At 68.6% G+C, this 23,460-nt stretch carries 22 protein-coding genes; 4 read left to right on the forward strand and 18 right to left on the reverse strand.

Annotated features, from left to right (window positions below; genetic code table 11):
- Positions 1–9: 9 nt before the first annotated feature.
- The 7 genes from FFI97_RS13605 to FFI97_RS13635 all read right to left on the reverse strand — a co-directional run bounded on the left by FFI97_RS13605 (position 10) and on the right by FFI97_RS13635 (position 7,665).
- The gene (locus tag FFI97_RS13605; RefSeq protein WP_062468715.1) at positions 10–1,032 is read right to left on the reverse strand and encodes an XdhC family protein; all 1,023 of its coding nucleotides are present in this window, start codon (positions 1,030–1,032) and stop codon (positions 10–12) included.
- Between the two features lie 16 nt (positions 1,033–1,048).
- Complete coding sequence (locus tag FFI97_RS13610; protein WP_144004451.1) at positions 1,049–1,702, reverse strand: CoxG family protein; 654 nt, start codon at positions 1,700–1,702, stop codon at positions 1,049–1,051.
- A gap of 34 nt (positions 1,703–1,736) precedes the next feature.
- On the reverse strand, positions 1,737–2,951 hold the full coding sequence (locus FFI97_RS13615) for a vWA domain-containing protein (RefSeq protein WP_139701850.1): 1,215 nt from the start codon (positions 2,949–2,951) through the stop codon (positions 1,737–1,739).
- 19 nt (positions 2,952–2,970) lie between these two features.
- On the reverse strand, positions 2,971–3,873 hold the full coding sequence (locus FFI97_RS13620; protein WP_139701851.1) for an AAA family ATPase: 903 nt from the start codon (positions 3,871–3,873) through the stop codon (positions 2,971–2,973).
- Between the two features lie 64 nt (positions 3,874–3,937).
- Entirely contained in the window at positions 3,938–4,729 is a 792-nt protein-coding gene (locus FFI97_RS13625; protein ID WP_139701852.1) for an FAD binding domain-containing protein, read from the reverse strand.
- A 34-nt stretch (positions 4,730–4,763) separates the two neighbouring features.
- On the reverse strand, positions 4,764–7,148 hold the full coding sequence (locus FFI97_RS13630; RefSeq protein WP_139701853.1) for a xanthine dehydrogenase family protein molybdopterin-binding subunit: 2,385 nt from the start codon (positions 7,146–7,148) through the stop codon (positions 4,764–4,766).
- Positions 7,149–7,158: 10 nt separating this feature from the next.
- Positions 7,159–7,665: a (2Fe-2S)-binding protein gene (locus tag FFI97_RS13635; RefSeq protein ID WP_062468730.1), complete on the reverse strand. Its 507-nt coding sequence runs from the start codon at positions 7,663–7,665 to the stop codon at positions 7,159–7,161.
- 187 nt (positions 7,666–7,852) lie between these two features.
- Between FFI97_RS13635 and FFI97_RS13640 the strand changes: the two genes are divergently transcribed.
- Positions 7,853–8,992: a helix-turn-helix domain-containing protein gene (locus FFI97_RS13640; RefSeq protein WP_139701974.1), complete on the forward strand. Its 1,140-nt coding sequence runs from the start codon at positions 7,853–7,855 to the stop codon at positions 8,990–8,992.
- A 13-nt stretch (positions 8,993–9,005) separates the two neighbouring features.
- On the opposite strand, the gene FFI97_RS13645 is transcribed toward FFI97_RS13640, so the two are convergent.
- From FFI97_RS13645 to FFI97_RS13685, 9 genes are all read right to left on the reverse strand, one after another.
- Positions 9,006–9,383: a nuclear transport factor 2 family protein gene (locus FFI97_RS13645; RefSeq protein WP_139701854.1), complete on the reverse strand. Its 378-nt coding sequence runs from the start codon at positions 9,381–9,383 to the stop codon at positions 9,006–9,008.
- 91 nt (positions 9,384–9,474) lie between these two features.
- The gene (locus tag FFI97_RS13650; protein ID WP_139701855.1) at positions 9,475–10,968 is read right to left on the reverse strand and encodes a M81 family metallopeptidase; all 1,494 of its coding nucleotides are present in this window, start codon (positions 10,966–10,968) and stop codon (positions 9,475–9,477) included.
- Positions 10,965–12,101, reverse strand: coding sequence for an ABC transporter substrate-binding protein (locus FFI97_RS13655; protein ID WP_139701856.1), 1,137 nt, complete (start codon positions 12,099–12,101; stop codon positions 10,965–10,967). Before FFI97_RS13655 ends, FFI97_RS13650 begins: the two co-directional genes overlap by 4 nt.
- The gene (locus FFI97_RS13660) at positions 12,098–13,378 is read right to left on the reverse strand and encodes a Zn-dependent hydrolase (RefSeq protein ID WP_139701857.1); all 1,281 of its coding nucleotides are present in this window, start codon (positions 13,376–13,378) and stop codon (positions 12,098–12,100) included. The genes FFI97_RS13655 and FFI97_RS13660 overlap by 4 nt, the downstream gene beginning before the upstream one ends.
- A gap of 28 nt (positions 13,379–13,406) precedes the next feature.
- Entirely contained in the window at positions 13,407–14,114 is a 708-nt protein-coding gene (locus FFI97_RS13665) for an ABC transporter ATP-binding protein (RefSeq protein WP_070063982.1), read from the reverse strand.
- On the reverse strand, positions 14,111–14,878 hold the full coding sequence (locus FFI97_RS13670) for an ABC transporter ATP-binding protein (protein ID WP_139701858.1): 768 nt from the start codon (positions 14,876–14,878) through the stop codon (positions 14,111–14,113). The genes FFI97_RS13665 and FFI97_RS13670 overlap by 4 nt, the downstream gene beginning before the upstream one ends.
- On the reverse strand, positions 14,875–15,834 hold the full coding sequence (locus tag FFI97_RS13675; RefSeq protein ID WP_139701859.1) for a branched-chain amino acid ABC transporter permease: 960 nt from the start codon (positions 15,832–15,834) through the stop codon (positions 14,875–14,877). Before FFI97_RS13675 ends, FFI97_RS13670 begins: the two co-directional genes overlap by 4 nt.
- Positions 15,835–15,841: 7 nt before the next feature.
- Positions 15,842–16,702 carry a branched-chain amino acid ABC transporter permease gene (locus tag FFI97_RS13680; RefSeq protein WP_095744319.1) on the reverse strand — a complete coding sequence of 287 codons (861 nt, stop codon included), beginning with the start codon at positions 16,700–16,702 and terminating at the stop codon, positions 15,842–15,844.
- A gap of 88 nt (positions 16,703–16,790) precedes the next feature.
- Complete coding sequence (locus FFI97_RS13685; RefSeq protein WP_139701860.1) at positions 16,791–17,996, reverse strand: ABC transporter substrate-binding protein; 1,206 nt, start codon at positions 17,994–17,996, stop codon at positions 16,791–16,793.
- Between the two features lie 214 nt (positions 17,997–18,210).
- Between FFI97_RS13685 and FFI97_RS13690 the strand changes: the two genes are divergently transcribed.
- Positions 18,211–18,975: a FadR/GntR family transcriptional regulator gene (locus tag FFI97_RS13690; RefSeq protein WP_139701861.1), complete on the forward strand. Its 765-nt coding sequence runs from the start codon at positions 18,211–18,213 to the stop codon at positions 18,973–18,975.
- 12 nt (positions 18,976–18,987) lie between these two features.
- On the opposite strand, the gene FFI97_RS13695 is transcribed toward FFI97_RS13690, so the two are convergent.
- Positions 18,988–19,446, reverse strand: a complete 459-nt coding sequence (locus FFI97_RS13695; RefSeq protein WP_139701862.1) for a GNAT family N-acetyltransferase — start codon at positions 19,444–19,446, stop codon at positions 18,988–18,990.
- Between the two features lie 20 nt (positions 19,447–19,466).
- Entirely contained in the window at positions 19,467–20,447 is a 981-nt protein-coding gene (locus tag FFI97_RS13700; RefSeq protein ID WP_062468761.1) for a LysR family transcriptional regulator, read from the reverse strand.
- A gap of 106 nt (positions 20,448–20,553) precedes the next feature.
- Between FFI97_RS13700 and FFI97_RS13705 the strand changes: the two genes are divergently transcribed.
- Both FFI97_RS13705 and FFI97_RS13710 read left to right on the forward strand, forming a co-directional pair.
- Entirely contained in the window at positions 20,554–21,909 is a 1,356-nt protein-coding gene (locus tag FFI97_RS13705) for an aspartate aminotransferase family protein (protein ID WP_139701863.1), read from the forward strand.
- 22 nt (positions 21,910–21,931) lie between these two features.
- Positions 21,932–23,449 (forward strand): CoA-acylating methylmalonate-semialdehyde dehydrogenase, encoded by a 1,518-nt coding sequence (locus FFI97_RS13710; RefSeq protein ID WP_139701864.1) that lies wholly within the window; start codon positions 21,932–21,934, stop codon positions 23,447–23,449.
- Positions 23,450–23,460 lie beyond the last annotated feature (11 nt).

The raw sequence follows: 23,460 nt of genomic DNA on the forward strand, positions 1-23,460 counted from the left end.
CAGTTCGGTTCAGCTCGGTTGTAGCTGCTGGATTTCCTTGGCGCGCGCCACTTCGACTTCGCGCGGCAACGTCACCGCGTTCTTCACCGCCAGAATTTCCGCCATCACGCTCACCGCGATCTCGGGCGGCGTCTTGCTGCCGATGAAGATGCCGATGGGCCCGCGCAGGCGCGCGAGCGACTCGGCCGTCTGGTCGAAGTGCTCGATCATGCGGTCGCGCCGCGCGTCGGCGTTGCGGCGCGAACCGATGGCGCCCACGTAGAAGGCCTCGCTCTGCAATGCCTCGAGCAGCGCGAGGTCGTCGAGCTTGGGGTCGTGCGTGAGCGCGACCACGCAGCTGCGGCGGTCAGGCTTGAAGGCCAGCACGGCGTCGTCGGGCATCTCGGTGGTGATCGTCACGCCGGACAGCGTCCACGCGGTGCGGTACTCGGCGCGCGGATCGCACAGCGTCACGGCGAAGCCGCTGAACTTGGCCATGGTCGCGAGGTATTCGGCGAGCTGGCCGGCGCCGATGAGCAGCATGCGGTACTCGGGGCCGAAGGTGTTGGTGAGCTCGGTGTCGTTCACCGTGAGCTCGTCGGGCGCGGTCGCCTCGGCCAGCCGCACCGCGCCGGTGGCCAGCGTCACCGTGCGACGCATGAGCTTGCCGCGTTCGAGCTCGGCGACCAGCGTGTCGAGCGCGTCGGCGTCGGGCGCGTATTCGAGCAGCAGCTCGAGCGTGCCGCCGCACGGCAGCCCGAAGCGGTGCGCCTCGTCGGCCGTGATGCCGTACTTGACGAGCGCGGGCGGCGCGCCCAGCGGCACGTCCTCGCCCTTGCCGTGGGCATGGCTGTAGCGCGCGATCAGGTCGTCCTCGATGCAGCCGCCCGAGACCGAGCCGACCACGGCGCCGTCCTCGGCCAGCGCCATGATCGAGCCCACGGGCCGCGGCGACGAGCCCCAGGTGCGCACCACGGTGGTCAGCAGCGCGCGCTTGCCGGCACGCCGCCAGTCGCGCAGCGTGCGCAGCACCATGACGTCGAGGTTTTCCATGGCAGGACCTTGTGCGTCAGGCGGCGTCGCCCGGGGTGGCGGCGTCTTCGCCGTCCTTCTTGCCGAAGCCCATCTTCTTCATGAGGCCCGACATCACGTCAGCCTTCTCGGCGGGCGCCTCGGCCGGTGCTTCCGCGGGCGGTGCGGGCGGCGGGCCGTAGCGGCTTTGCATCTCGGCCTCGAAGCGCTTGAAGAAATCGTCGGCGGTGGACTTGGCCGCGCCGTCGATCAGGCGCTGGCCGAGCTGGGCGATCTTGCCGCCGACCTGGGCCTGCACGGTGTAGTCGAGTTCGCAGCCGGCGGGGGTCGCAGCCACGGGGGTAGCTTCGGCAGCAGGTGCGCCCTCTGCGGTGGGTGCGCTGTCGGCCACGGCCACCGGCTTGAGCGACACGCTCGACGAGCCCTTGGCGAACCCCGCCACGCCGCCCTGCCCCTCGAAGGTGAGCTTGTAGCCGTCGGGCGCGACGATGTCCGACAGCATCACCTTGCCGCTGAACTTGGCCGACACCGGACCGATCTTCACGGCCAGCGCCACGCTGTAGGTGTTGTCGCCCGTGAGCTCGAACTTGTCGCAGCCGGGGATGCACTTCTTGAGCGTCTCGGGATCGTTGAGCGCGTCCCAGGCCTGTTGTTGGGTGACGCCGAGGCGGCGGTTTCCGAGCATTTCCATGGTGGGTTTCCTTTGTTCCTTCCTGAGTCCGGTCCTAGCGACTGGCGCGCATCAGCGCGGCCAGGCTGGCGGCCAGCTGTTCGAGTGCATTCAGATTGTGGACCGCCAGCATCGCGTCCGCATGGCGGTGCAGCACGGCAGCCCCACGCGCCAGAGGGGCGTAGCCCTCGAAGCGCAGCAGCGGGTTGAGCCACAGCAGCCGGCGCGAATGGCGCTGGAGCCACTGCAGCTCGGTCTCGAGCTGCGCGGGCTCGCCCGTGTCGAGGCCGTCGCTGATCACCAGCACCAGCGTGCGGCGGCCGATGAGCCGGCGCGCGTGCGACTGGCGCAGCTCGGCCAGCGAGCCGCCCAGCCGCGTGCCGCCCGCGAAGTCGTCGATGGCCAGGCTGGCGGCCCCCAGCATGGCGTCGGTGTCGGCCAGCCGGAAAGCCGGCGTGAGGTCGGTCAGCCGCGTGCCGAAGGCGAACACGTCGCGCCGGCCGGCGCGCCGCGTGGCGGCATGCAGAAAGGCCAGCAACAGGCGCGCGTAGCGCTCCATCGAGCCCGACACGTCGACCAGCACCAGCAGCGGCAAGGGCTGTTCGCGCCGCGACAGCCGGGGCAGGCGCAGGATCTCGTCGCCGGTGCGGGCCGCCTCGTGCAGCACGCCGGGCCAGTGCATGCGGGCGTGCACGCTGCCCGCGTCGCCAGCGGGGCGCAGGCGGCGCGTGGGCAGCCGGGGCACCGGCAGCGTGATGTCGCGCGCCAACCGCTCGACCAGCCGGTACTCGGCCGCGCCCAGCGCGTTGAAGTCGGCATGCTGCAGCCGCTGGCGGTCGCTGGCCGTCATGGCGGCGTCGAACTTGATCTCCTCGTCGGGCTTCGTCGGTGCCGCGGGCTTCACGGCATCGCGCGGCGGGCTCAGCGCTTCTCGCACGCGCGGGCGCCGCTTGGAGGGCTCGGCCTTGCCCTCGGCACTGGGCAGCATCTGGGCGAGCAGCTTGTTGGCCAGTTCGGGGTCGCGGAACCACGCGTCGAAGAGCTCACGGAACACCAGCCGGTCTTGCTCGCGGCTGACCATCACGGCTTCCATGGCGGCGCCCAGGTCGAGCTTGTCTTCGACCCCGACCAGCGCGGCCGCCTCGGTGGCGAGCGCGATGCGCATGGCGTCGGTGCGCACGCCGGCGCGGCGCAATGCGCGGCCGAAGGCGGCGATGTTGCCCGCCAGCTTGCCGCTGCGCACGTCGCCGAGTTGCTGGATGCCGGCCATGTAGGTGCCTCGGCCTCGCTCAGCTCGCGAGCGGTTCCTCGGGCCTCAGCAGGTCGGAGGCCAGCTCGTGCGTCAGCGCCGCCACGTCGTCGCGCTGCTTGAACAGGATGCCAGCGGTGTCGACGACCACTTCAGGATCGAGTTCGACGGTGTCGAGCGCGATGAGCGCCCGCGCCCACTCCACGCTTTCGGCGATGCCGGGCGCGCGCTGGAAGGCGTTGACGAAGGGCGCGGAGCGCAGCCGCGCGACAAAGGCCGCCACCTGCGCCGACAGCGTCTCGCCGGCGTGCGGCACCTGCGCGCGCACGATGGCCAGCTCGCGCTCGCGCTCGGGGTAGTCGAGCCAGTGGTAGAGGCAGCGCCGCTTCACGGCGTCGTTGAGCTCGCGCGTGCGGTTGCTGGTGAGCAAAGTGACCGGCGGCACCACGGCGCGCACGGTGCCCAGTTCGGGAATGCTGACCTGGTACTCGCCCAGGTACTCGAGCAGGAAGGCTTCGAAGGGCTCGTCGGCGCGGTCGACCTCGTCGATCAGCAGCACCGAGCCGGGGGCCGGCGTCTGCAGTGCCTGCAGCAGCGGGCGGCGGATCAGGTAGTGCGGCTGGTAGACCTCGGCCTCCACGTCGCGTGCTGCCCCGGTGGCTTCGGCCGCGCGCATGTGCAGCAGCTGCGCGGCGTAGTTCCATTCGTAGAGCGCCTCGCGCTGCTCCATGCCGTCGTAGCACTGCAGGCGCAGCAGCTCGCGGTTCAGGGCCGTCGACAGCGCCTTGGCCAGTTCGGTCTTGCCGACGCCGGGCTCGCCTTCGAGCAGCAGCGGGCGCTGCAGCTTGAGCGCGAGGAACACCGCGGTGGCCAGGCGGCGGTCGGCAAAGTAGCCGGCCTGCCGCAAGCCGTCGGAAAGGGCGTCGATGGTCGGGAAGATCATGGGCAAGCGTAGCGGAAGACGCGAGGGTGTCGCGCCTTCCGGTGGGCGGCGGCGCTGGGCTGCTTCAGCCGAGTGCTTTGGTCACGGCGCGCTGCGTCAGCACGCTGATCAGGTTCGCGCGATAGGCGGCCGAGGCATGCAGGTCGCTGTTCAGGTCGCTCGCGTCGATCTTCACGGCGGCAGCTGCCGCGGCGGTGAAGCTCTTGTTGAGCGCATCTTCGAGCCCGGCATGGCGGAACACGCCGTTGCCCGCGCCGGTAACGGCCACGCGCACGCCGCTGTCGTACTGCGTCAGGAAGATGCCGACCAGCGGGAAGTTGGAGGCCTTCTGGCGCAGCTTCTCGTACACCGCACGCTTCGGAATCGGGAAGCGGATGGCGACGATCAGTTCGTCTTCTTCAAGTGCCGTGGTGAACAGGCCCTGGAAGAAGTCGTCGGCCGCGATTTCGCGCTTCGAGGTGACGATGGTCGCGCCCGAGGCCAGCACCGCGCTCGGGTAGCACGCCGCCGGGTCGTTGTTGGCCACCGAGCCGCCGACGGTGCCCATCGCGCGCACCTGCCGGTCGCCGATGCGCGACGCGAGGTCGGCCAGCGCGGGGTACGCGGCCTTCACGTCGGCGTTGTTCGCCACGTCGAGGTGGCGCGACATGGCGCCGAGGGTGATCGCGCCGCCGTCCTTCTTGATGCCGGTGAGTTCCTTGATGCCGCCGAGGTCGACGAGCTGCTCGGGCGCCGAGAGTCGCAGCTTCATCGAGGCCAGCAGGGTCTGTCCGCCGGCCAGTGGCTTGCCGCCCGCGGCGATGAGCCGGGCCGCGTCCGCCACGCTGGCGGGCCGTTCGAGTGTGAAGGCATACATGGGGTGATTCCTTCTCTGTTATTTCTTGTGTCGTTCAGGGCTTGGCGGCGGCTTGCATCGCTTCCCAGACGCGGCTGGACGAAGCGGGCATGTCGAAATCCTTGACGCCCAGCGGCGCCAGCGCGTCGAGCACGGCGTTGATGACGGCCGGCGGCGACCCGATGGCGCCCGCCTCGCCGCAGCCCTTGGTGCCCAGCGGGTTGTGGGTGCAGGGGGTGCAGACGGTGTCGAGCTTGAACTGCGGGAAGTCGCCGGCGCGCGGCATGGCGTAGTCCATGAAGCTGCCGGTGAGCAGCTGGCCGGTTTCGTTGTCGTACACGCAGTTCTCGAGCAGCGCCTGGCCGATGCCCTGCACCAGCCCGCCGTGCACCTGGCCCTCGACGATCATCGGGTTGATGATGGTGCCGAAGTCGTCCACCGCGGTGAAGCGGTCGACCTTGACCTCGCCGGTCTCTTTGTCGATCTCGACCTCGCAGATGTAGGTGCCGCCCGGGAAGGTGAAGTTGGTCGGGTCGTAGAAGGCGGTTTCGTTCAGGCCCGGCTCGAGCTTGTCGAGCGGGTAGTTGTGCGGCACGTAGGCCGTGAGCGCCACCTGGCCGAACGGAATCTTCTTGTCGGTGCCCTTGACCGTGAACTCGCCGTTGGCGAACTCGATGTCGGCGTCGCTCGCCTCCATGAGGTGCGCGGCGATCTTCTTGGCCTTGGTCTCGATCTTGTCGAGCGCCTTCATGATGGCCGCGCCGCCCACCGAGATGGAGCGCGAGCCGTAGGTGCCCATGCCGAAGGGCACGCGGCCGGTGTCGCCGTGCACCACGTCGACGTTCTCGACCGGAATGCCCAGGCGCGCGGCCACGACCTGCGCGAAGGTGGTTTCATGGCCTTGCCCGTGGCTGTGCGAGCCGGTGAACACCGTCACGCTGCCGGTCGGGTGCACGCGGATCTCGCCGCACTCGAACAGGCCCGCGCGCGCGCCGAGCGCCCCCGCGATGTTCGACGGCGCGATGCCGCAGGCCTCGATGTAGCTCGAATACCCCATGCCGCGCAGCTTGCCCTTGGCCTCGGTCGCCGCCTTGCGCGCGGCATAACCGTCGACCTCGGCCAGCACCCGCGCCTTGTCCATGCAGGCATGGAAGTCGCCGGTGTCGTACTGCAGCGCCACGGGCGTCTGGTACGGGAAGCTGGTGATGAAGTTGCGCTTGCGGATCTCGTCCTGGCCCAGGTTCATTTCCCAGGCACAGCGCGACACCAGGCGCTCCAGCAGGTAGGTGGCCTCGGGCCGCCCGGCCCCGCGGTACGCATCGACCGGCGAGGTATTGGTGAACCAGGCATCGACCTCGACGTAGATCTGCGGCGTCGTGTACTGGCCCGCCAGCAGCGTGGCGTACAGGATGGTCGGCACTGCCGTCGAGAAGGTCGACAGGTAGGCGCCCAGGTTGGCGTCGGTGTGCACGCGCATGGCCAGGAACTTGCCGTCCTTGTCCATCGCCATCTCGGCGTGGCTCACGTGGTCGCGGCCGTGCGCGTCGGACAGGAAGCACTCCGAGCGTTCCGCCGTCCACTTGATGTTGCGGTTGAGCTGCTTGGCCGCCCAGGTCAGGCACACGTCTTCGGCGTACAGGAAGATCTTGGAGCCGAAGCCGCCGCCCACGTCGGGCGCGATCACGCGCACCTTGTGCTCGGGCAGGCCCAGCACGAAGGCCGTCATCAGCAGTCGCTCGACGTGCGGGTTCTGGTTCGACACGTAGAGCGTGTAGTCGTCGGTGCCGCGGGCGTAGCTGCCGATGGCCACGCGCGGCTCGATCGGGTTGGGCACGAGCCGGTTGTTGACCAGGTCGAGCTTCGTGACGTGCGCGGCGGTGGCAAACACCGCATCGACCGCCGCCTTGTCGCCCAGCGCCCACTTGTAGCACTGGTTGTCGGGCGCCTCGTCGTGCAGGGTGACGCCGCTGGCCTTCCTGGCGGCGTCGGCCACGCTCACCAGCGCGGGCAGCACGTCGTAGTCGACCACCACGGCCTCGGCCGCGTTCTTGGCCTGCTCGACCGTCTCGGCCACCACCATGGCGACGTGGTCGCCCACGTAGCGCACCTTGTTGATCGCCAGGATCGGGTGCATCGGCTCCTTCATGGGGGTGCCGTCGGGGTTGTTGATGAGCCAGCCGCAGGGCAGCCCGCCCATCTTGCCTTCGATGTCCTTGCCGCTGAAGATGCCGACCACGCCGGGCATCTTCGAGGCCTCGGCGATGTCGATCGACTTGATGACGGCATGCGCGTGCGGCGAGCGCACGAAGACCGCGTGGCTCTGGTTGGCCAGCGTGATGTCGTCGGTGTAGTTGCCCGCGCCGGTCAGGAAGCGGTAGTCTTCCTTGCGCCGCAATGCCTCGCCGATGTGCGGCAGGTTGGAGAAGTCGGAAGCGCCCATGTCGCTCTCCTCAGGCCGTGACCGTGGTTTGCTGGGTCGGCACCGGATTGCCCGATGCCATGGCCTCGCCGCCCATCTTCACGGCCTTGACGATGTTCTGGTAGCCCGTGCACCGGCACAGGTTGCCCTCGAGCAGCTCGCGGATCTCCGATTCGCTCGACTTGGGGTGGTGGGTGCACAGGTCGATGGCGCTCATGACCATGCCCGGGGTGCAGAAACCGCACTGCAGGCCGTGGCATTCCTTGAAGGCCGCCTGCATGGGGTGCATGGTGCCGTCGGCGGCGGCCACGCCCTCGATGGTGGTGACGTCGGCGCCGGCCGCCTGCGCGACCAGGATGTTGCACGACTTGACCGCGCGGCCGTTCAGGTGGACCGTGCAGGCGCCGCACTGGGCGGTGTCGCAGCCGACGTGGGTGCCGGTGAGGTGGAGGTGCTCGCGGATCGCGTGCACAAGGAAGGTGTTGGGTGGGGCGTCGACCGTGACCGGCCGGCCGTTGACCTTGAAAGCGACCTGCATGTGGCTGTCTCCGTGAAAGGTGATGGCTGGTTCAGCGAGGCATCTTGGATGCCGCCCTTTCGCACTATCCTAGGCAAAAACCCTTGACACTTGCACAGAGCGCGGGAAATTCTCAAAATGAAACAGCTTGCCAACCGGCCGGCCCGCAAAAGCAGCCCTCCCCGCGCGAAGAAGAACTTTCACGATGATGTCCGCTTCCGCCGTCCCCCCTCCTGCTGAGCGCTCGCTGGCCATTGCGCAGGCGCGCCGCGAGCTGATCGACGGCGACGGCCCCCGCCCGCGCGGCAGCGTGCGGGTCGACCCGGGCATCACCCGCTCCTGGCAGCGCTGCCTGGAGGCCGGCCGCCGGCCCCAGCAGCGCGTGAGCTTCGAGCCCGTGAGCCGCACCGCCAGCCGCGAGGTCACGGAATGCAACCGGGCCCTGGTCACGGCGGCGCGTCCGGTGATCGAACGGCTCTCGCGCGCCATCGCCGACACCCGCTATTTCGCCATCCTGACCGACGCCCGGGGCATCGTGGTCGACGTGGGTACCTTGCCCGACGGCACCGACCCCGCCGCCCGCTATGCACGCGACATCGGGCGCATCGGCGTCGACCTGTCCGAAAGCGCCATCGGCACCAGCGCCATCGGCACGGCGCTGGCCGAGCAGGAATCGGTGTGGCTGCACCGGGGTGAGCACTTCTTTGACGACACCAGTGTGTACAGCTGCGCCGGCGCCCCGCTCTTCGGGCCCCGGGGCGACTGCATCGGCATGCTCGACCTCACGGGCGTGCAGGTGGTCGAGCGGCCCGAGCTGCGCCACCTGGCCACCCTGTCGGCGCGCAGCATCGAGAACCTGCTGGTGCAGCGCGAGCCCTGCGAGCTGCTGCTGCGCCTGCTCTGGCCCGGCTGCCCGAGCAGCGAGACCACCGAGGGCCTGCTGTGCATCGACGCCGCGGGCCATGTCACCGGGGCCAACGCGGCGGCGCGGCAGATGCTGCACCAGCCGCTGGTCTGCCATGCCGGCGGCCTGCATTTCAACGACCTGTTCGCGCTGCCGCTGCACATGATGTTCGATGCCGCCCGGCGCGGCGACGCCATGCTCGAGGTGCCGCTGTGGTCGGGCCTGCGGGTGCAGGTGCGGGCCCAGCGTGGCGGCAGCGAGCATGGCGGCGTGCCGGGCGACGCCACCGATGGCCGCCCCCGCCTGCGCGACGTGGAAACCGCCCTGATCCGCAAGGCGGTGAGCGACGCGCGCGGCAACGTGGCCGAGGCGGCGCGCACGCTGGGCATCAGCCGCGCCACGGTCTATCGCAAGCTCTGGCGCGGCCGGCCGGCGGGCGACTGACCCGCCTGCTTCATCACGCGCCGGCGGGCACGCGGTCGAGAAAACCCGTCACCACGCGCAGCTTGCCCGCGTCGACCTGCGCGAAGTCGGTGCCCTGGATCAGGTCGTCGGCGCCGCTCGGGCCCAGGGTCCACGAGAAGCGCAGGTTGTCGCCGTGCGCCTCGGCCTTGCCCAGCAGTTGGAAGCGAAAGCCCGGGTAGCGCTGGTGTACCGCGCCGACCAGCGCGCTGATCTGCTCGTGGCCGCTGGCCTGCGCCATCGGGTCGACATAGCGGGCGTCGGCGGTCCAGCCGGCGTCGATGAGTGCGGCGCGGCGCGCGGCGTCGGTCTCGTTCCAGACGGCGATGTAGCCCGTGGCGATGGCATGGGCGTCGTGGGCGGCGGTGTTCATGGCGACTGTTCCTTTCGAGGGTTCGACCCGCAACAGCGCGGGGTGAAGGAATGGTCGCGGGCCACGCGCCGCGCGTCGATGACGTGGCAGGTTATGCGGGCGCGTCCATCGCCGCGTTCGCATCGAGCGGAAACACCGGCCGGTGCACCTGGCTGAACGGGAACAGGCTGTAGTCGGAGCTGGTCACGCCCGGGCTGTCGCACTCCACCAGCGCCGCCGACAGCGGCTCGAACACCGGCCGGCAGTACATGCGCGATTTCAGCAGCAGGAAGCGCTCGGTGCGCGGGTCGAGCCCGGCGCACTCGAACACGCCGATGTCCCACGGCTCCTGCGTGCGCTCGGTGACGACGATGCGCGCCGCGCCGATATCGAACAGCACGGTGCGCCCCATGCTGCTGCGCTGCCCGGTGTAGGTGGGGCCGGTGATCACGTACTCGCCGTCGCTGACCGTTCGCACGACGCCCGTCAGCTGCACCGGTGTCTTCTTCAGGCCGATGCCTTCCAGCGACACCTTGTTGCCCAGCGCCACTGTCACTTCGGCGCCCTCGCCCGCCGCGACCAGCGCGGCCACTGCCTCCGGGTCGCACAGCGGCCCGACGCCGATGCCGTCCAGGCCCTGCGCCAGTGCCTCCTGCAGCACGTCCATCGTGTCGCAGCTGCCGCCCGACATGCAGTTGTCGCCGTGGTCGAGCAGCAGCACCGGGCGCGTGGCGCCGCCGGCGATGAGTTTCGCGCGCGCGACCGACTCGGCCAGCGGCTCGCTGCGGTAGATGAAGGCCTCGCGCTCGGCCCACATCTGCGCCGCGATGCGGTCGGCCGTGGCCTGTGCGCGCGCGGGCGATTGGGCATCGACCGCGATCACGCTCATGCACGGTGCCGTGATGTCCGACAGCGAGAAGCCCGCCAGGATCGACACCGCCAGCGACTCGGATTCCTCCGCCGCGCGCGCCGCCTCGATGGCCCGCTGCATCGCGCCGGTGAACGAGGCGCTGCGCAGCGTGTGCGCCATCAGCGGCAGCTGGCGCCAGCGCATGTGCGGCTGGCTGCGCCCGGCCAACAGGTCGAACAGCAGGCGGCCGGCGTGCTCGCCGGTCTCGTACATGTCGACGTGCGGGTAGGTCTTGAAGCCGACGATCACGTCGGCGTTGTCCACCATCGCGGGCGTCACGTTGGCATGCAGGTCCAGCGCCACGCCGATCGGCACGCCGGGCGCCGCGGCGCGCAGGCGCACCAGCAGGTCGCCTTCGCCGTCGGTGCTGTTCTGCGCCACCATCGCGCCGTGCAGGTCGAGCAGGATCGCGTCGCAGCCAGGCGCCGCATCGACGATGCATTGCGTGAGCGTGGTGTAGGCCTGCGCATCGACCGGACCGCTCGGGTTGGCCGAAGCCGACACCGGCGTGACGAGCTGCGCGCCCGCCGCTTCGGCCAGGTCGATGAAGGCCGACATCGCGGTGCGCATGCCCTTGTTGTCGGTGTAGGCCTGTTCGCCGAAGGTCGGGCCGTCGGGCCCGAAGGCCGCGAGCGGCGTGGGCACGGGCGAGAAGGTGTTGGTCTCGTGGTTGAGACGTGCGATCAGGACTTTCATTGGGCAAACTTTCCGGCGCTGCCCAGCATGGTGATGTCGCCAAAGCTGGAGCCGTTGCGGTTGTCGGGACGGAACGCGACCGTGAAGCCATTCAGGTTCATGGGCGGCGAGTTCTCGATGCTGCGGCGCAGCGATTCGGTGGTGATCGGCCCCTTCACGCGCTGCAGCGATTCTGCAAAGGCCTTGGCCGTGATGTAGCCCTCCAGCCCCAGGTAGGAACCTTCGCCTTCGCTGCCCGCGGCCTTCCGCGCGCGCTGGTATTCGTCGACGATGGGAAAGCGCATCTTCCAGAACGGCGGCACTACCTGCGACAGCACGATGCCGCGGCTCTTGTCGCCGAGCTCCTTGTACAGAAGGAACGAGCTCGCCACCGAGTTCGTGTAGATCTGCGGATGGATGGGCGCAGCCACCAGCGAGCGGATGATGTTGATCGCAGGCGTTCCGGCCGCGATGACGTACACCGCCTGCGCCCCGCTCGCGATGACCTGCTGCGCGATGGCGGGATGGTCCTTCTCCTTCGGATCGAAGCGCAGCGACAGCAGGGCCGGCCGCTTGTTCTTCTCGAGCACGGCCACCGCGTCCTTCTCGATGCCCTTGCCGTAGGCGTCATCGCTGGAGACGATGGCGATGCGCGTCAGGCCCACGGTCGTCAGGTGGTTCATCACACGCGAGACCTCGTCGGCATACGACTCCCGCACGTGGTAGATCGGCACCTTCGGCCCGCGCAGCACCGCCGCACCGGTCAGCCCGCCGAAGATGAAGCTGTCGTACTTCGCCGCCACCGGCACCATCGCCGCGCCGATGCCCGTGCCCATGGTTCCAAACAGGCAGACGACGCGGTCCGTGCCGAGCAGCTTCTCGGCGTTGGCCGCGGCCTTCTCGGGAATGTAGGCGTCGTCGTAGGTGATCATCTTGACGGGCCGGCCACCGACGCCGCCCGCCTTGTTCAACTGGTCGAGGAACAGCGTCTGGCCTTCCATGAACGCGAGGCTGTTCGGCGTGAACGGGCCGGTGAGCACCGCGGACTGGCCGACCAGGATCGGCTCTCCAGCCGCCAGGGTCGCCGTCGACGCCGCGACCATGCCCATCGCCAGCACGCAGTGCAGGCCGATGCGGCGAAGCGCCGCCTTCACGCGGCCACTCCCGCGCTCTGCAGCATCGCCTGCAGCAGCACGTTGCAGCCGGCTTCGAGGTGGTCGGGCTGCGCGTCTTCGATCTCGTTGTGGCTGATGCCGTCCAGGCAGGGCACGAAGATCATCGCCGCAGGGCACACGCGCGCGAGGTACACGGCGTCGTGGCCGGCGCCGCTGATCACGTTCATCCACGTCATGCCCTGGTCCTGCGCGGCCTCGCGCACGGCCGACACCAGCGCGGGCGTGAACGGCTGCGGCGGGAAGTACACGACCTGCTCGACCGTCGCCTCGACCTTGCCCTTGGTGGCGATGCGCTGCACGGCTTCCTTCAGCGCCGCGTCCATGGCCGACAGCACCACGTCGTCGGCCGCGCGCAGGTCGACGCTGAGCTTCACGCGGCCCGGGATCACGTTGCGCGAGTTCGGGTAGTTGTCGATCCAGCCGACCGTGCCGCGCCCGTGCGGCGCATGCGCGAGCGCGATGCGGTTCACCTCGACCACGAGTTCGGAGGCGGCCAGCAGCGCGTCCTTGCGCAGTTCCATCGGCGTCGGGCCGGCATGGGCCTCCATGCCCTGCACCACCACGTCGTACCAGCGCTGGCCCAGCGCGCCCTCGACCACGCCGATGACGCGCTCGTTGGCTTCGAGCACCGGCCCCTGTTCGATGTGTGCCTCGAAGTACGCGCCGACCGGCGATGACGCGGCCGAAGCGGGCACGGCACCGGCATAGCCGATGGCCGAGAGCGCATCGGCCACGCTCACGCCTTCGGTGTCGCGCTGCGCGAGCGCATGCTCCAGCGTGAAGGCGCCGGCGAACACGCCCGAGCCCATCATCACGGGCACGAAGCGCGAGCCTTCCTCGTTGGTCCACACCGCCACTTCGAGCGGTGCTTCGGTTTCGATGCCCGCGTCGTTCAGCGCGCGCACCACCTCGAGCCCCGCGAGCACGCCGTAGTTGCCGTCGAACTTGCCGCCCGTGGGCTGCGTGTCGATGTGGCTGCCGGTGGTGATGGGTGGCAGCGCGTTGTTGCGGCCCGCGCGGCGCGCGAAGATGTTGCCGATGGCGTCCACGCGCACCTCGCAGCCGGCTTCACGCGCCCAGCGCGTGAAGAGGTCGCGGCCCTGTCGATCGAGGTCGGTGAGCGCGATGCGGCACACGCCGCCCTTCTCGGTGGCGCCGAGTTGCGCAAGCTGCATCAGCGAGTCCCAGAGGCGCTGGCCGTTCACGCGCAGGGCGCGCACGTCCGGCGCGGTGGAAAGTTCGTTCTGTGTGTTCATGGTTTTTGACAACGAATGGAGGGCGGATTCAGGCAAGGCCCACACCCAGGTATCGGTCTTTCACGTCGTGGTCGGCCATGAAGGCGGCGTTGCCGGCCTCGTGCACGATCACGCCCTGCTCCACGATGTAGTGGCGGTCGGCCAGCTGCACGCAGACTTCGAGGTTCTGCTCGACCAGCAGGATGGCCACGCCCGCGGCCTTGATGGTCTTGAGCTGCGCGACGATCTCTTCCACGATCACCGGCGCCAGGCCTTCCACGGGCTCGTCGAGGATCAGCAGGCGCGGGTGGTTCATGAGCGCGCGGCCGATGGCCAGCATCTGCTGCTCGCCGCCCGACAGCTGTCCGCCGCCGTTGCGCCGGCGCTCCTTCAGGCGCGGAAAGATGCGGTAGATGTCGGCCAGCTGCCAGGGCGAATCGCGCCGCAGGCCGAGCAGCAGGTTCTCTTCCACCGTGAGCAGCTTGAAGATGCCGCGGTGCTCCGGCACCAGGCACACGCCGCGCGTGGCGATGCGGTGCGGCGGCTGGCCCGCGATGTCCGCGCCCTGGAAGCGCACGCGCCCTTTCGTGGGCGTGACGGCGCCGGCAATGCTCTTGAGTGTGGTCGACTTGCCCGCGCCGTTGCGGCCCAGCAGCGTGACCAGTTCGGCCTCGCCCACCGTGAGCGACACGCCCTGCAGCACATGGCTCTTGCCGTAGTGCGCGTGCAGGCCTTCGACTTCGAGGATGTTGCTCATGCCTTGCCTCCGGTGATCATGTTGCCCAGGTAGGCCGTGCGCACGCGTGCGTCGGACCGGATGTCGCCCGGCAGCCCCTCGGCCAGCACGCGGCCCAGTTGCATGACGGTCACGGTGTCGGAGATGTCCATCACGATGTTCATGTTGTGCTCGATCAGCACCACGGTGTGCGCGTCGCGCAGGCCACGGATGAGATGCTTCATGTCGTCGAGGTCGTCGATGCCCATGCCCGAGGTCGGCTCGTCCAGGAAGATGGCCTTGGGCTTCGCAGCCAGCGCCATGCCCACTTCGAGGCGGCGCTGCTGGCCGTGCGAGAGCACGCTGGCGGGCGTGTCGGCCAACCGTTCGAGGCCGACGCGCGCGAGCACCTCGGCCACTGTGTCGGCACAGGCGCGCTCGCCGATGGGTGCGCGCCAGCAGTTCATGGCCTGGCGCGGCGCAACGCCCTGCGCCGCCACGCGCAGGTTCTCGCGCACCGACAGGCTGGGAAACAGGCTGGTGACCTGGAACGAGCGCGCCATGCCGCGCTGCACGCGTTGGTGGTCGGGCTCGCGCGTCACGTCGTGGCCGTCGAACAGGATGCGCCCGCCCGTAGTGGTGCCGGTGCCCGTGAGCATGTGGAACAGCGTGGTCTTGCCCGCGCCGTTGGGCCCGATCACCGAGTGCACGGTGTTGCGCCTGATCTTCAGGTCGACGCCGCCGAGTGCGGCGAACTTGCCGTAGTGCTTGGTGACGCCGATGGCTTCGATGAGGATGTCGCTCATGCCTGTTCTCCTTGCACGGCCGGCGCCTTGGCCTCGGCCGCCGTCTTGCGGAACACCCGGCGCCAGACGCTTTCGCCCAGGCCCCACAGGCCGCGTTGCATGCCGATGCTCACGCCGATCAGCAGCAGGCCCAGCAGCAGCAGCCAGCGCGGCCACAGGGTGGAGAGCCAGTCGGCCAGCAGCACGTAGAAGGCCGAGCCGAGCACCGAGGCAAAGAGGTTGCCGGTGCCGCCGATCACGGTGATGACCAGGATCATCTCGCTCGTGTGGTACTCGGCGTTCGACAACGGCGCGATGCCGGTCATCATCGCGTGCAGGCCGCCGGCCAGGCCGGTGACGGCGCCCGAGATCACGAAGGCCAGCAGCTTGAAGCGCTTGAGGTCGTAGCCCACGGCGGCGGCGCGGTCCTCGTTGTCGCGGATGGCGAGCAGCGTGCGGCCGAAGACCGAGTCGGTCACCTTCAGCAGCAGCGCGAACGCGGCCAGGAAGATCACCGCCACGAAGGCGTAGTACTTCCACGGCGTGTCCATGAAGGCCGGGCGCGGCACGTCGAGCAGGCCGTTGTCGCCGCCCGTGAGCCCCGAGGCCGTGTAGGCGATGAAATAGAACATCTGCGCAAAGGCCAGCGTGAGCATCACGAAGTAGGTGCCGCGCTGGCGGATGGCGACCCAGCCGACCACCGCCGCGCCCAGCGCGCCCATGCCGATGGCGGCCAGCAGTGCGAGCGGCATCGGCAGTTGCAGCCGCGTGAGCAGGATCGCGATGGTGTAGCTGCCCAGCCCGAAGAAGATGCCCTGGCCGAACGAGAGCAGCCCCGTGTAGCCCAGCAGCAGGTTGCAGCCCAGCGCGGCGAGCGCGTAGATGAGCACTTCGCTCGCGAGCGAGCCCGAGCGCATGCACAGCGGCAGCGCGAGCGCGACGATCAGCGCCAGCAGGAAGGTGTATTTCTTTGGCATGGCGCGTTCATCCTCTGCGGCCGAGCAGGCCATGCGGGCGCAGCAGCAGCACGGCGCCCATCGCGATGTAGATCATCAGGCTCGCCCCGGGCGGCCAGATGGTGCTCATGAGGCTTTGCACGATGCCGATCAGCACGCCGCCGACCAGCGCACCGCTGAAGCTGCCGAGCCCGCCGATCACCACGACCACGAAGGCCACGCCCAGCGCCTCGACACCCATGAAGGGTTCGGCCCCGCGGATGGGCGCGGCCAGCACGCCGGCCAGCGCCGCCGTGGCCGCGCCGAGCGCGAACACCAGGCTGAACACGCGGAACACGTTGATGCCCAGCAGCGAGACCATCTCGGTCGATTCGCTGCCGGCGCGCACCGCGCTGCCCAGTCGCGTGCCTTCGAGCACCCACCACAGCCCCACCGCGAGCACGGCGGTGAAGCCGATCACGAAGAGCCGGTACTTCGGGTAGATGAAGCTGCCCCACATCACCACGCCCTGCAGCAGGTCGGGCGTGGGCACGCTGTTGCCCAGCGGGCCCCAGAACACGATGACGATCTCCTGCACCGCGAGCGCCAGGCCCACGGTCACGAGGATGTGGAACTCGTGCGCCTTGGCATACACGCGGCGCAGCAGCAGCTTCTCGGCCAGCCAGCCGAGCGCGCCGACGAACAGCGGCACCAGCACGAGCGCGGCCCAGAAGTTCAGGCCCCACTGCATGGCCTGGAAGCACAGGTAGGCGCCCAGCAGGTAGAAAGCGCCGTGCGCGAAGTTCACGAAGCGCAGCAGGCCGAACACGATGGACAAGCCAACGGCCAGCAGGAAATACAGCATGCCGATGCCGATTCCGTTGATGGTCTGGAGCAGGTAGACGGACATAGGTGTCGTGGGGGTGGCAAACGTGCAGGCGGCACGCGCCCTGCCCGCGCCCAAAAACGGCGCGGGCGCGGCGCGAAGCCGGGCGGCGTCAGGCCAGCTTGCAGCCGGTCTTGTCGATCGGCAGGAACGACTTGCCGGAGCTGACGACGTCCACGTAGTCGGCCGGGTTGGCCATCTTCGACTTCGCCTTGCCCTTGAGCAGGTAGTAGTCCTTGATGACCTGGTGGTCGGCCTTGCGGATTTCTTCCACGCCCGTGAGGCCGTCGAACTTCATGCCTTCGAGCGCCGCAATGACGGCCTTCTGGTCGACCGTGCCGGCCTTGACGATGCCGTCGATGAGGATCTTGGTGCAGATGTACGAACCGGCCAGGCTGTAGTTGGGCACGATCTTGAGCTTGTCGGCGGTGCGCTTCACCAGGTCCTTGTTGAGCGGCGTGTCGACCGTGTGCCAGTACTGCGCACCGAAGTAGACGCCGTCGCACAGGTCGGCGCCCAGCTCGTCGAACTGCTCCAGGCCCGAGGCCCAGGCCATGAGGATCGTCATGTTCTTGTGCATGCCGAAGCTCACCGCCTGGCGCAGCGCGGCCGACGACTGCGCGCCGAAGTTCAAGAGCAGCAGCACGTCGGGCTTGGCGGCCATCGCGTTGGTGAGGTAGCCGCTGAACTCCTTGTCGTTGAGCGAGTGGTAGCTGTTGCCCACGTGCTCGATGCCCTTCTCCTGGAAGATGGTCTTGGCCGCGCTCAGCAGGCCGTCGCCGAACACGTACTGCGGCGTGATCGTGTACCAGCGCTTGGCCTTGGGCATGGACGCGATCAGCGGGCGCACCGTCTGCTCGATGGCACCGAAGGTGGGCACCGACCAACGGAAGGTGGCGGGGTTGCAGTCCTTGCCGGTGATCTCGTCGGCGCCCGCGGTGGTGATGAACAGGCCGCCGGCCTTCTCGGCCTCCTTGCCCATGGCCAGTGCTTCCGACGACAGGATGCCGCCCGCGAAGAATTTCGCGCCCTGCTGCTGCGAGGCTTCCTGCACCTTGCGCACGGCGGTGGCCGGCTTGCCTTCGGTGTCGAGCAGCGTGTAGGCCAGCGGACGGTTCAGCACCTTGCCGTACTGCTCGATCGCCAGCTTGGTGCCCAGGTCGGCGAACTTGCCGTTGGCCGCGAAGGCACCCGACATGGGCACCGGTGCACCGAATCGGATCGCGTCGGTGGCCTGGGCGAAGACCGAGCGGCTCATCAGGAGCGAAGCCGGGGCGGCCGACAGGGCGGCCAGCTGAAGGAGTTGTCTGCGTTGCATGGGGTTCTCCGGTCGTGGTGTGGGAAGTGGGGAAGAAAACACAGTGCCTGCGATCGCTGGCAATTTAAGCGGATAAATAGGATTAATATGTTGGTAAAAACCCGTTAGCAAGCCCCGTGCCCAAACCCAACCCGACCCTGCCGATGACGCCGTTAAGATCGCGCGCTGTTGCGCATCCCGCGCATCTCCCGATGTGCATGGATGGAGCGTTTTGATGAGAGTGGGGCACAACCCTCCGAAGCGGCAAAAGCTCTCGGACGTCATCGTCGAAGACGTCAAGCGATGGATCGTTGCCGAGCGCAAGCAGCCCGGCGACCGGCTACCGAACGAGAAGGAGCTGATCGAGCTCTTCGGCTATTCGAAGAGCACGGTGCGCGAGGCGCTGAAAGCGCTCGAGGTGCGCGGGCTGATCTCGATCCGCACCGGCCCGGGCGGCGGCGCGTACCTGCAGCAGGTGTCGGTCGACCATGCGTCGGAGCCGCTGCGCAACTTCCTGCACTTTCACCATCTGGACGGCCACCACATCTACCAGCTGCGCAAGGCGCTGGAGCCCGAACTGGCCGTGAGCGTGGTCGGGCGGCTCACGCCCGAGCAGTTCGCGCGGCTCGAAGACAACGTGCGCCTGTGCACCATCGAGCCGACCAACGAGGACGAATTGCGCACCCAGCGCGAGGCCGAGCTGGCCTTTCACACGATGCTGGCCGAGGCCTGCCCCAACCCGGTGCTGTCCTTCATGTGCCGCTTTCTCAACGACCTGCTGCGCGACCTCGTCGTCTACAAGAAGGCGCTGGACCACCACCACTTCGGCGAGACCAACGTGGACTACCACACGCAGCTGCTGGCGGCCTACCGCAAGGAAGATGCGGACGAGGTGCGGCGGTTGATGGTGGAGCACATGGTGGATGCGGAGCACCACATGCATGAGATGGAAGCGCACATTGGGGCGAAGCATTTGTTGCTGCCCAGCGGACAGCGATAGCACCACAAAGGTCTAGAAGACCTTGCGAAACCGCTCGGCGCTGCCGAAGCGCACGGCGACGGTGCCGTTTGCCTCGAATCCGCAGCGAAGGTAGAACGACCCGGCGTGCGGATTGCCGGTGACGTGGAGTGCCGACGCACCCTGGCGCCGGGAAAGCTCGACACAGTGCGCGACCAATGCCTTGCCGATGCCGCGACGCCATCCCTCGGGCTCGACGAACAATCCATCGAGTTCGGCGCTACCGTCATCGTTGGGCAGCACGACAGCGAATCCCGCCGTCACGCCATGGATCTCTGCCACGAACACCCGGCCATCGACGATCTGGGCCAGAGGCAGTTCGATGGCGTCCGGGTCGGACTGAATCGCCTCCCGATCGCCGGGGTTCGCGAGCGATGCGCGCCGCTGCAAGTCTTCGAGTGCCCGGTGTTCCGACGCAAGTGCAGGGCGAATACGCAGGGGTGTTTCGGTCATCTGGGGTGGTTTCAGTGCCTTCAGATCTTCGCACCGCCATGCGCCTGCTCCAGGCACGCCTGAAACGCCAGCACCGCCCGTGAAGGCTTCGGCGACCGCCGCAGCAGGCTCACGAACCGGCACGCATAGTTGAAGCGCGCCGGCAGCACCGCCTTCATCAGCCCGCGCTGCTCGAACACCTGCGCGTAGTGGTCGGGCAGAAAGCCCAGGAAGCGCCCCGACAGGATCAAGGTCGCGATCGCCTCCTGGTCGAACCCCGTCGCCTTGCGCGACAGCCTTGCCCGGTGGCTCAGCTCCATGTTCGGCGAGTGATACCCCAGCCCCGCGAAATGGTGCTCGCCCAGTTTCGACCACGTGAGCTTGCCGTGCGGGCTGTCGAACAGCGGATGCCCCTGGCCGCAGTACAGCAGCATGGTCTCGTCGAACAGGTCGGCGTACACCAGGCTCTTCGAGCTGCGGTGCGCCGGGATGATGCCGATCTGGAAGTTGCCCTCCAGCACGCCCTGTTCGATGGCGTTGATGGAGCCCACGTGCACCGCCAGGTTCACCTCGGGCGCGATCTCGGTGAAGCGCGCAATGGCCTCGCCGATGCGCGCCTTCGGGTTGGTCGCGGTCTTGTCGAACAGCGCCACATCGAGCTGCCCGCCCATGCGGTTGTGGATGTCGTCGATGCTGCCGCGAAAGGCGTCGACCGAGGCCAGCAGGCGCAGCGTCTCGTCGTACACGCGCTGGCCCTCGGCCGTGAGCGCAAAGCCGGCCCGGCCGCGCCGGCACAGCACCAGGCCCAGGCGCGTTTCCAGGTCTTTCACGTGGCGGCTCACGGTGGAGGTGCCGATGTTCAGCTCCAGCTCGGCGGCCGCCATGCCGCCGCAGTCGACCACGCTCTTGAACACCTTGAGCAGGCGCAGGTCCATGTCGCTGAGCTGCCCCAGCACGGCGCGGTTGCGGGTGCCCTGGGCAGCGGTTTCGTCGGCGGGAGAGGCCTTGGCCTTTACTTGCATAGATCGTCAAGTGAACATTGATATTGCGCCATTCTCCACACTGAAGGCGTTGCGAACAATCGGCGCATCCCTTCACCCCCGGAGCCCGCCTTGCGCGGGATGCGCCATGACCCTCGCCACACCCGCCATCGAACCCACGCCCACCGCGCGCACCGACGCCGCCTGGCTCGAGGCGCACTGGATGCCCTACACCGGCAACCGCAACTTCAAGGCCGATCCGCGGATCATCGTGGAGGCCAAGGGCGCCTACTTCACCGACAACGACGGCCGCAAGATCTTCGACGGCCTGTCGGGCCTGTGGTGCTCGGGCCTGGGCCACGGCCGCCCCGAGATCACCGAGGCGGTGAGCCGCCAGATCGCCAAGCTCGACTACTCGCCCGCCTTCCAGTTCGGCCACCCGCTCTCGTTCGAGCTGGCCAACAAGATCAAGGAACTGACGCCCGCCGGCCTGGACTACGTGTTCTTCACCGGCTCGGGCTCCGAAGCCGCCGACACCTCGCTGAAGATGGCGCGCGCCTACTGGCGCACCAAGGGCCAGGCCGGCAAGACGCGCCTGATCGGCCGCGAGAAGGGCTACCACGGCGTGAACTACGGCGGCATCTCGGTGGGCGGCATCGCGGCCAACCGCAAGCTGTTCGGCCAAGGCGTCGAGGCCGACCACCTGCCGCACACGCAGCTGGCCAGCAACGCCTTCTCGCGCGGCATGCCCGAAAGCGGCGCCGAGCTGGCCGACCGCCTGCTCGACCTCATTGCGCTGCACGACGCCTCGACCATCGCGGCCGTGATCGTGGAGCCCTTCGCCGGTTCGGCCGGCGTGGTGATTCCGCCCAAGGGCTACCTGAAGCGCCTGCGCGACATCTGCACGGCGAACAACATCCTGCTGATTTTTGACGAAGTGATCACCGGGTTCGGCCGCTGCGGCGCGCTCACGGGCGCCGATGCCTTCGGCGTCACGCCCGACATCATGAACATCGCCAAGCAGGTCACCAACGGCGCGCAGCCGCTGGGCGCGGTGGTGGCCAGCAAGGACATCTACGACACCTTCATGGCCGCCGGCGGCCCCGAGTACATGCTCGAGTTCCCGCACGGCTACACCTACGGCGCACACCCCGTGGCCTGCGCCGCCGGCATCGCCGCGCTCGACGTGCTCCAAAAGGAAGACATGATCGGCCGCGTGCAGACGCTGGCCCCGCACTTCGAGAACGCCGTGCACAGCCTGAAGGGCAGCAAGCACGTCGCCGACATCCGCAACTACGGCCTGGCCGCCGGCATCACCATCGCCGCGCTGTCGGGCGAGCCCGCGCGCCGCCCCTACGAGATCGCGATGAACTGCTGGAAGAAGGGCTTCTACGTGCGCTACGGCGGCGACACGATCCAGCTCGCACCGCCCTTCATCGCCGAGAAGGCCGAGATCGACCGCATGGTCAATGCGCTCGCAGACGCCCTCGCCGAAACCAACTGATCCCCTTTCGAGATACCAAGACATGCAACACGACAAGAACGTCACCGCCACCATCGGCCACTTCATCGACGGCAAGCACGTCGGCGGCGGCAGCCGCGTGCAGCCGGTGTTCGACCCCGCCACCGGCCTGTCGGCCAAGAGCGTCGCGCTCGCCGACAAGCTCACGGTCGAGCAGGCCATCGCCTCTGCGCAGGCCGCCTTCCCGGCCTGGCGCAACACGCCGCCGCTCAAGCGCGCCCGCGTGATGAGCCGCCTGAAGACCCTGCTCGAGGAAAACGCCGACACCATCGCCGCGCTCATCACCGCCGAGCACGGCAAGGTGCTGGCCGACGCGCACGGCGAGCTGCAGCGCGGCATCGAGAACGTCGAGTACGCCAGCTACGTGCCCGAGCTGCTCAAGGGCGAGCACAGCAAGAACGTCGGCCCGTCGATCGACTCGTGGAGCGAGTTCCAGGCCATGGGCGTGGCGGCCGGCATCACGCCGTTCAACTTCCCCGTCATGGTGCCGCTGTGGATGTGGCCGATGGCCGTGGCCTGCGGCAACACCTTCGTGCTCAAGCCCTCGGAACGCACGCCCTCCTCCACGCTGTTCATGGCCGAACTCGCGCTGCAGGCCGGCCTGCCGCCGGGCGTGCTGAACGTGGTCAACGGCGACAAGGAAGCGGTCGACACGCTGCTGACCGACCGCCGCGTGAAGGCCGTGAGCTTCGTGGGCTCCACGCCCATCGCCGAGTACATCTACACCACGGGCACGGCCCACGGCAAGCGCGTGCAGGCGCTCGGCGGCGCCAAGAACCACGCGGTGGTGATGCCTGATGCCGACATCGGCAACGCCGTGAGCGCGCTCATGGGCGCGGCCTACGGCTCGTGCGGTGAGCGCTGCATGGCGATCCCGCTGGTGGTCGCCGTGGGCGACGCCACGGCCGACGCAGTGGTCGAAGGCCTGAAGGTCGAGATCGCCAAGATGAAGGTCGGCCCCGGCACCGACAACGGCAACGACATGGGCCCGCTGGTCACGCAGCCGCACTTCGAGAAGGTCAAGGCCTTCGTCGACGCGGGCGTGGCCGCCGGCGCCAAGCTGGTGGTCGATGGCCGCGGCATCCAGGTCGAAGGCCACGAAGGCGGCTACTACCTCGGCGCCTGCCTGTTCGACCACGTGAAGCCCGGCATGACGATCTACCAGGAAGAAATCTTCGGCCCAGTGCTCGGCGTGTTGCGCGTGAAGACGCTGCAGGAAGCCATGGACCTGATCGACGCGCACGAGTACGGCAACGGCACCTGCATCTTCACGCGCGACGGCGAGGCCGCGCGCTGGTTCAGCGACAACATCCAGGTCGGCATGGTCGGCATCAACGTGCCGCTGCCGGTGCCCGTGGCGTACCACTCGTTCGGCGGCTGGAAGCGTTCGCTGTTCGGCGACCTGCACGCCTACGGCCCCGACGCCGTGCGCTTCTACACCAAGCGCAAGACCGTCACGCAGCGCTGGCCCTCGGCCGGCGTGCGTGAAGGGACGATGTTCTCGTTCCCCTCGAACCGTTGATGCGGTCTCCG

It is taken from the genome of Variovorax sp. KBS0712 (genome assembly GCF_006323185.2).
In the GTDB taxonomy this organism is placed as follows: Bacteria; Pseudomonadota; Gammaproteobacteria; order Burkholderiales; family Burkholderiaceae_C; genus Variovorax; species Variovorax boronicumulans.

Coding starts and splice junctions, on each gene's coding strand:
- FFI97_RS13605 (WP_062468715.1), bottom strand. CDS start 1,032: ATGGAAAACCTCGACGTCATGGTGCTGCGCACGCTGCGCGACTGGCGG.
- FFI97_RS13610 (WP_144004451.1), bottom strand. CDS start 1,702: ATGGAAATGCTCGGAAACCGCCGCCTCGGCGTCACCCAACAACAGGCC.
- FFI97_RS13615 (WP_139701850.1), bottom strand. CDS start 2,951: ATGGCCGGCATCCAGCAACTCGGCGACGTGCGCAGCGGCAAGCTGGCG.
- FFI97_RS13620 (WP_139701851.1), bottom strand. CDS start 3,873: ATGATCTTCCCGACCATCGACGCCCTTTCCGACGGCTTGCGGCAGGCC.
- FFI97_RS13625 (WP_139701852.1), bottom strand. CDS start 4,729: ATGTATGCCTTCACACTCGAACGGCCCGCCAGCGTGGCGGACGCGGCC.
- FFI97_RS13630 (WP_139701853.1), bottom strand. CDS start 7,148: ATGGGCGCTTCCGACTTCTCCAACCTGCCGCACATCGGCGAGGCATTG.
- FFI97_RS13635 (WP_062468730.1), bottom strand. CDS start 7,665: ATGCAGGTCGCTTTCAAGGTCAACGGCCGGCCGGTCACGGTCGACGCC.
- FFI97_RS13640 (WP_139701974.1), top strand. CDS start 7,853: ATGTCCGCTTCCGCCGTCCCCCCTCCTGCTGAGCGCTCGCTGGCCATT.
- FFI97_RS13645 (WP_139701854.1), bottom strand. CDS start 9,383: ATGAACACCGCCGCCCACGACGCCCATGCCATCGCCACGGGCTACATC.
- FFI97_RS13650 (WP_139701855.1), bottom strand. CDS start 10,968: ATGAAAGTCCTGATCGCACGTCTCAACCACGAGACCAACACCTTCTCG.
- FFI97_RS13660 (WP_139701857.1), bottom strand. CDS start 13,378: ATGAACACACAGAACGAACTTTCCACCGCGCCGGACGTGCGCGCCCTG.
- FFI97_RS13665 (WP_070063982.1), bottom strand. CDS start 14,114: ATGAGCAACATCCTCGAAGTCGAAGGCCTGCACGCGCACTACGGCAAG.
- FFI97_RS13670 (WP_139701858.1), bottom strand. CDS start 14,878: ATGAGCGACATCCTCATCGAAGCCATCGGCGTCACCAAGCACTACGGC.
- FFI97_RS13675 (WP_139701859.1), bottom strand. CDS start 15,834: ATGCCAAAGAAATACACCTTCCTGCTGGCGCTGATCGTCGCGCTCGCG.
- FFI97_RS13680 (WP_095744319.1), bottom strand. CDS start 16,702: ATGTCCGTCTACCTGCTCCAGACCATCAACGGAATCGGCATCGGCATG.
- FFI97_RS13685 (WP_139701860.1), bottom strand. CDS start 17,996: ATGCAACGCAGACAACTCCTTCAGCTGGCCGCCCTGTCGGCCGCCCCG.
- FFI97_RS13690 (WP_139701861.1), top strand. CDS start 18,211: ATGAGAGTGGGGCACAACCCTCCGAAGCGGCAAAAGCTCTCGGACGTC.
- FFI97_RS13695 (WP_139701862.1), bottom strand. CDS start 19,446: ATGACCGAAACACCCCTGCGTATTCGCCCTGCACTTGCGTCGGAACAC.
- FFI97_RS13700 (WP_062468761.1), bottom strand. CDS start 20,447: ATGCAAGTAAAGGCCAAGGCCTCTCCCGCCGACGAAACCGCTGCCCAG.
- FFI97_RS13705 (WP_139701863.1), top strand. CDS start 20,554: ATGACCCTCGCCACACCCGCCATCGAACCCACGCCCACCGCGCGCACC.
- FFI97_RS13710 (WP_139701864.1), top strand. CDS start 21,932: ATGCAACACGACAAGAACGTCACCGCCACCATCGGCCACTTCATCGAC.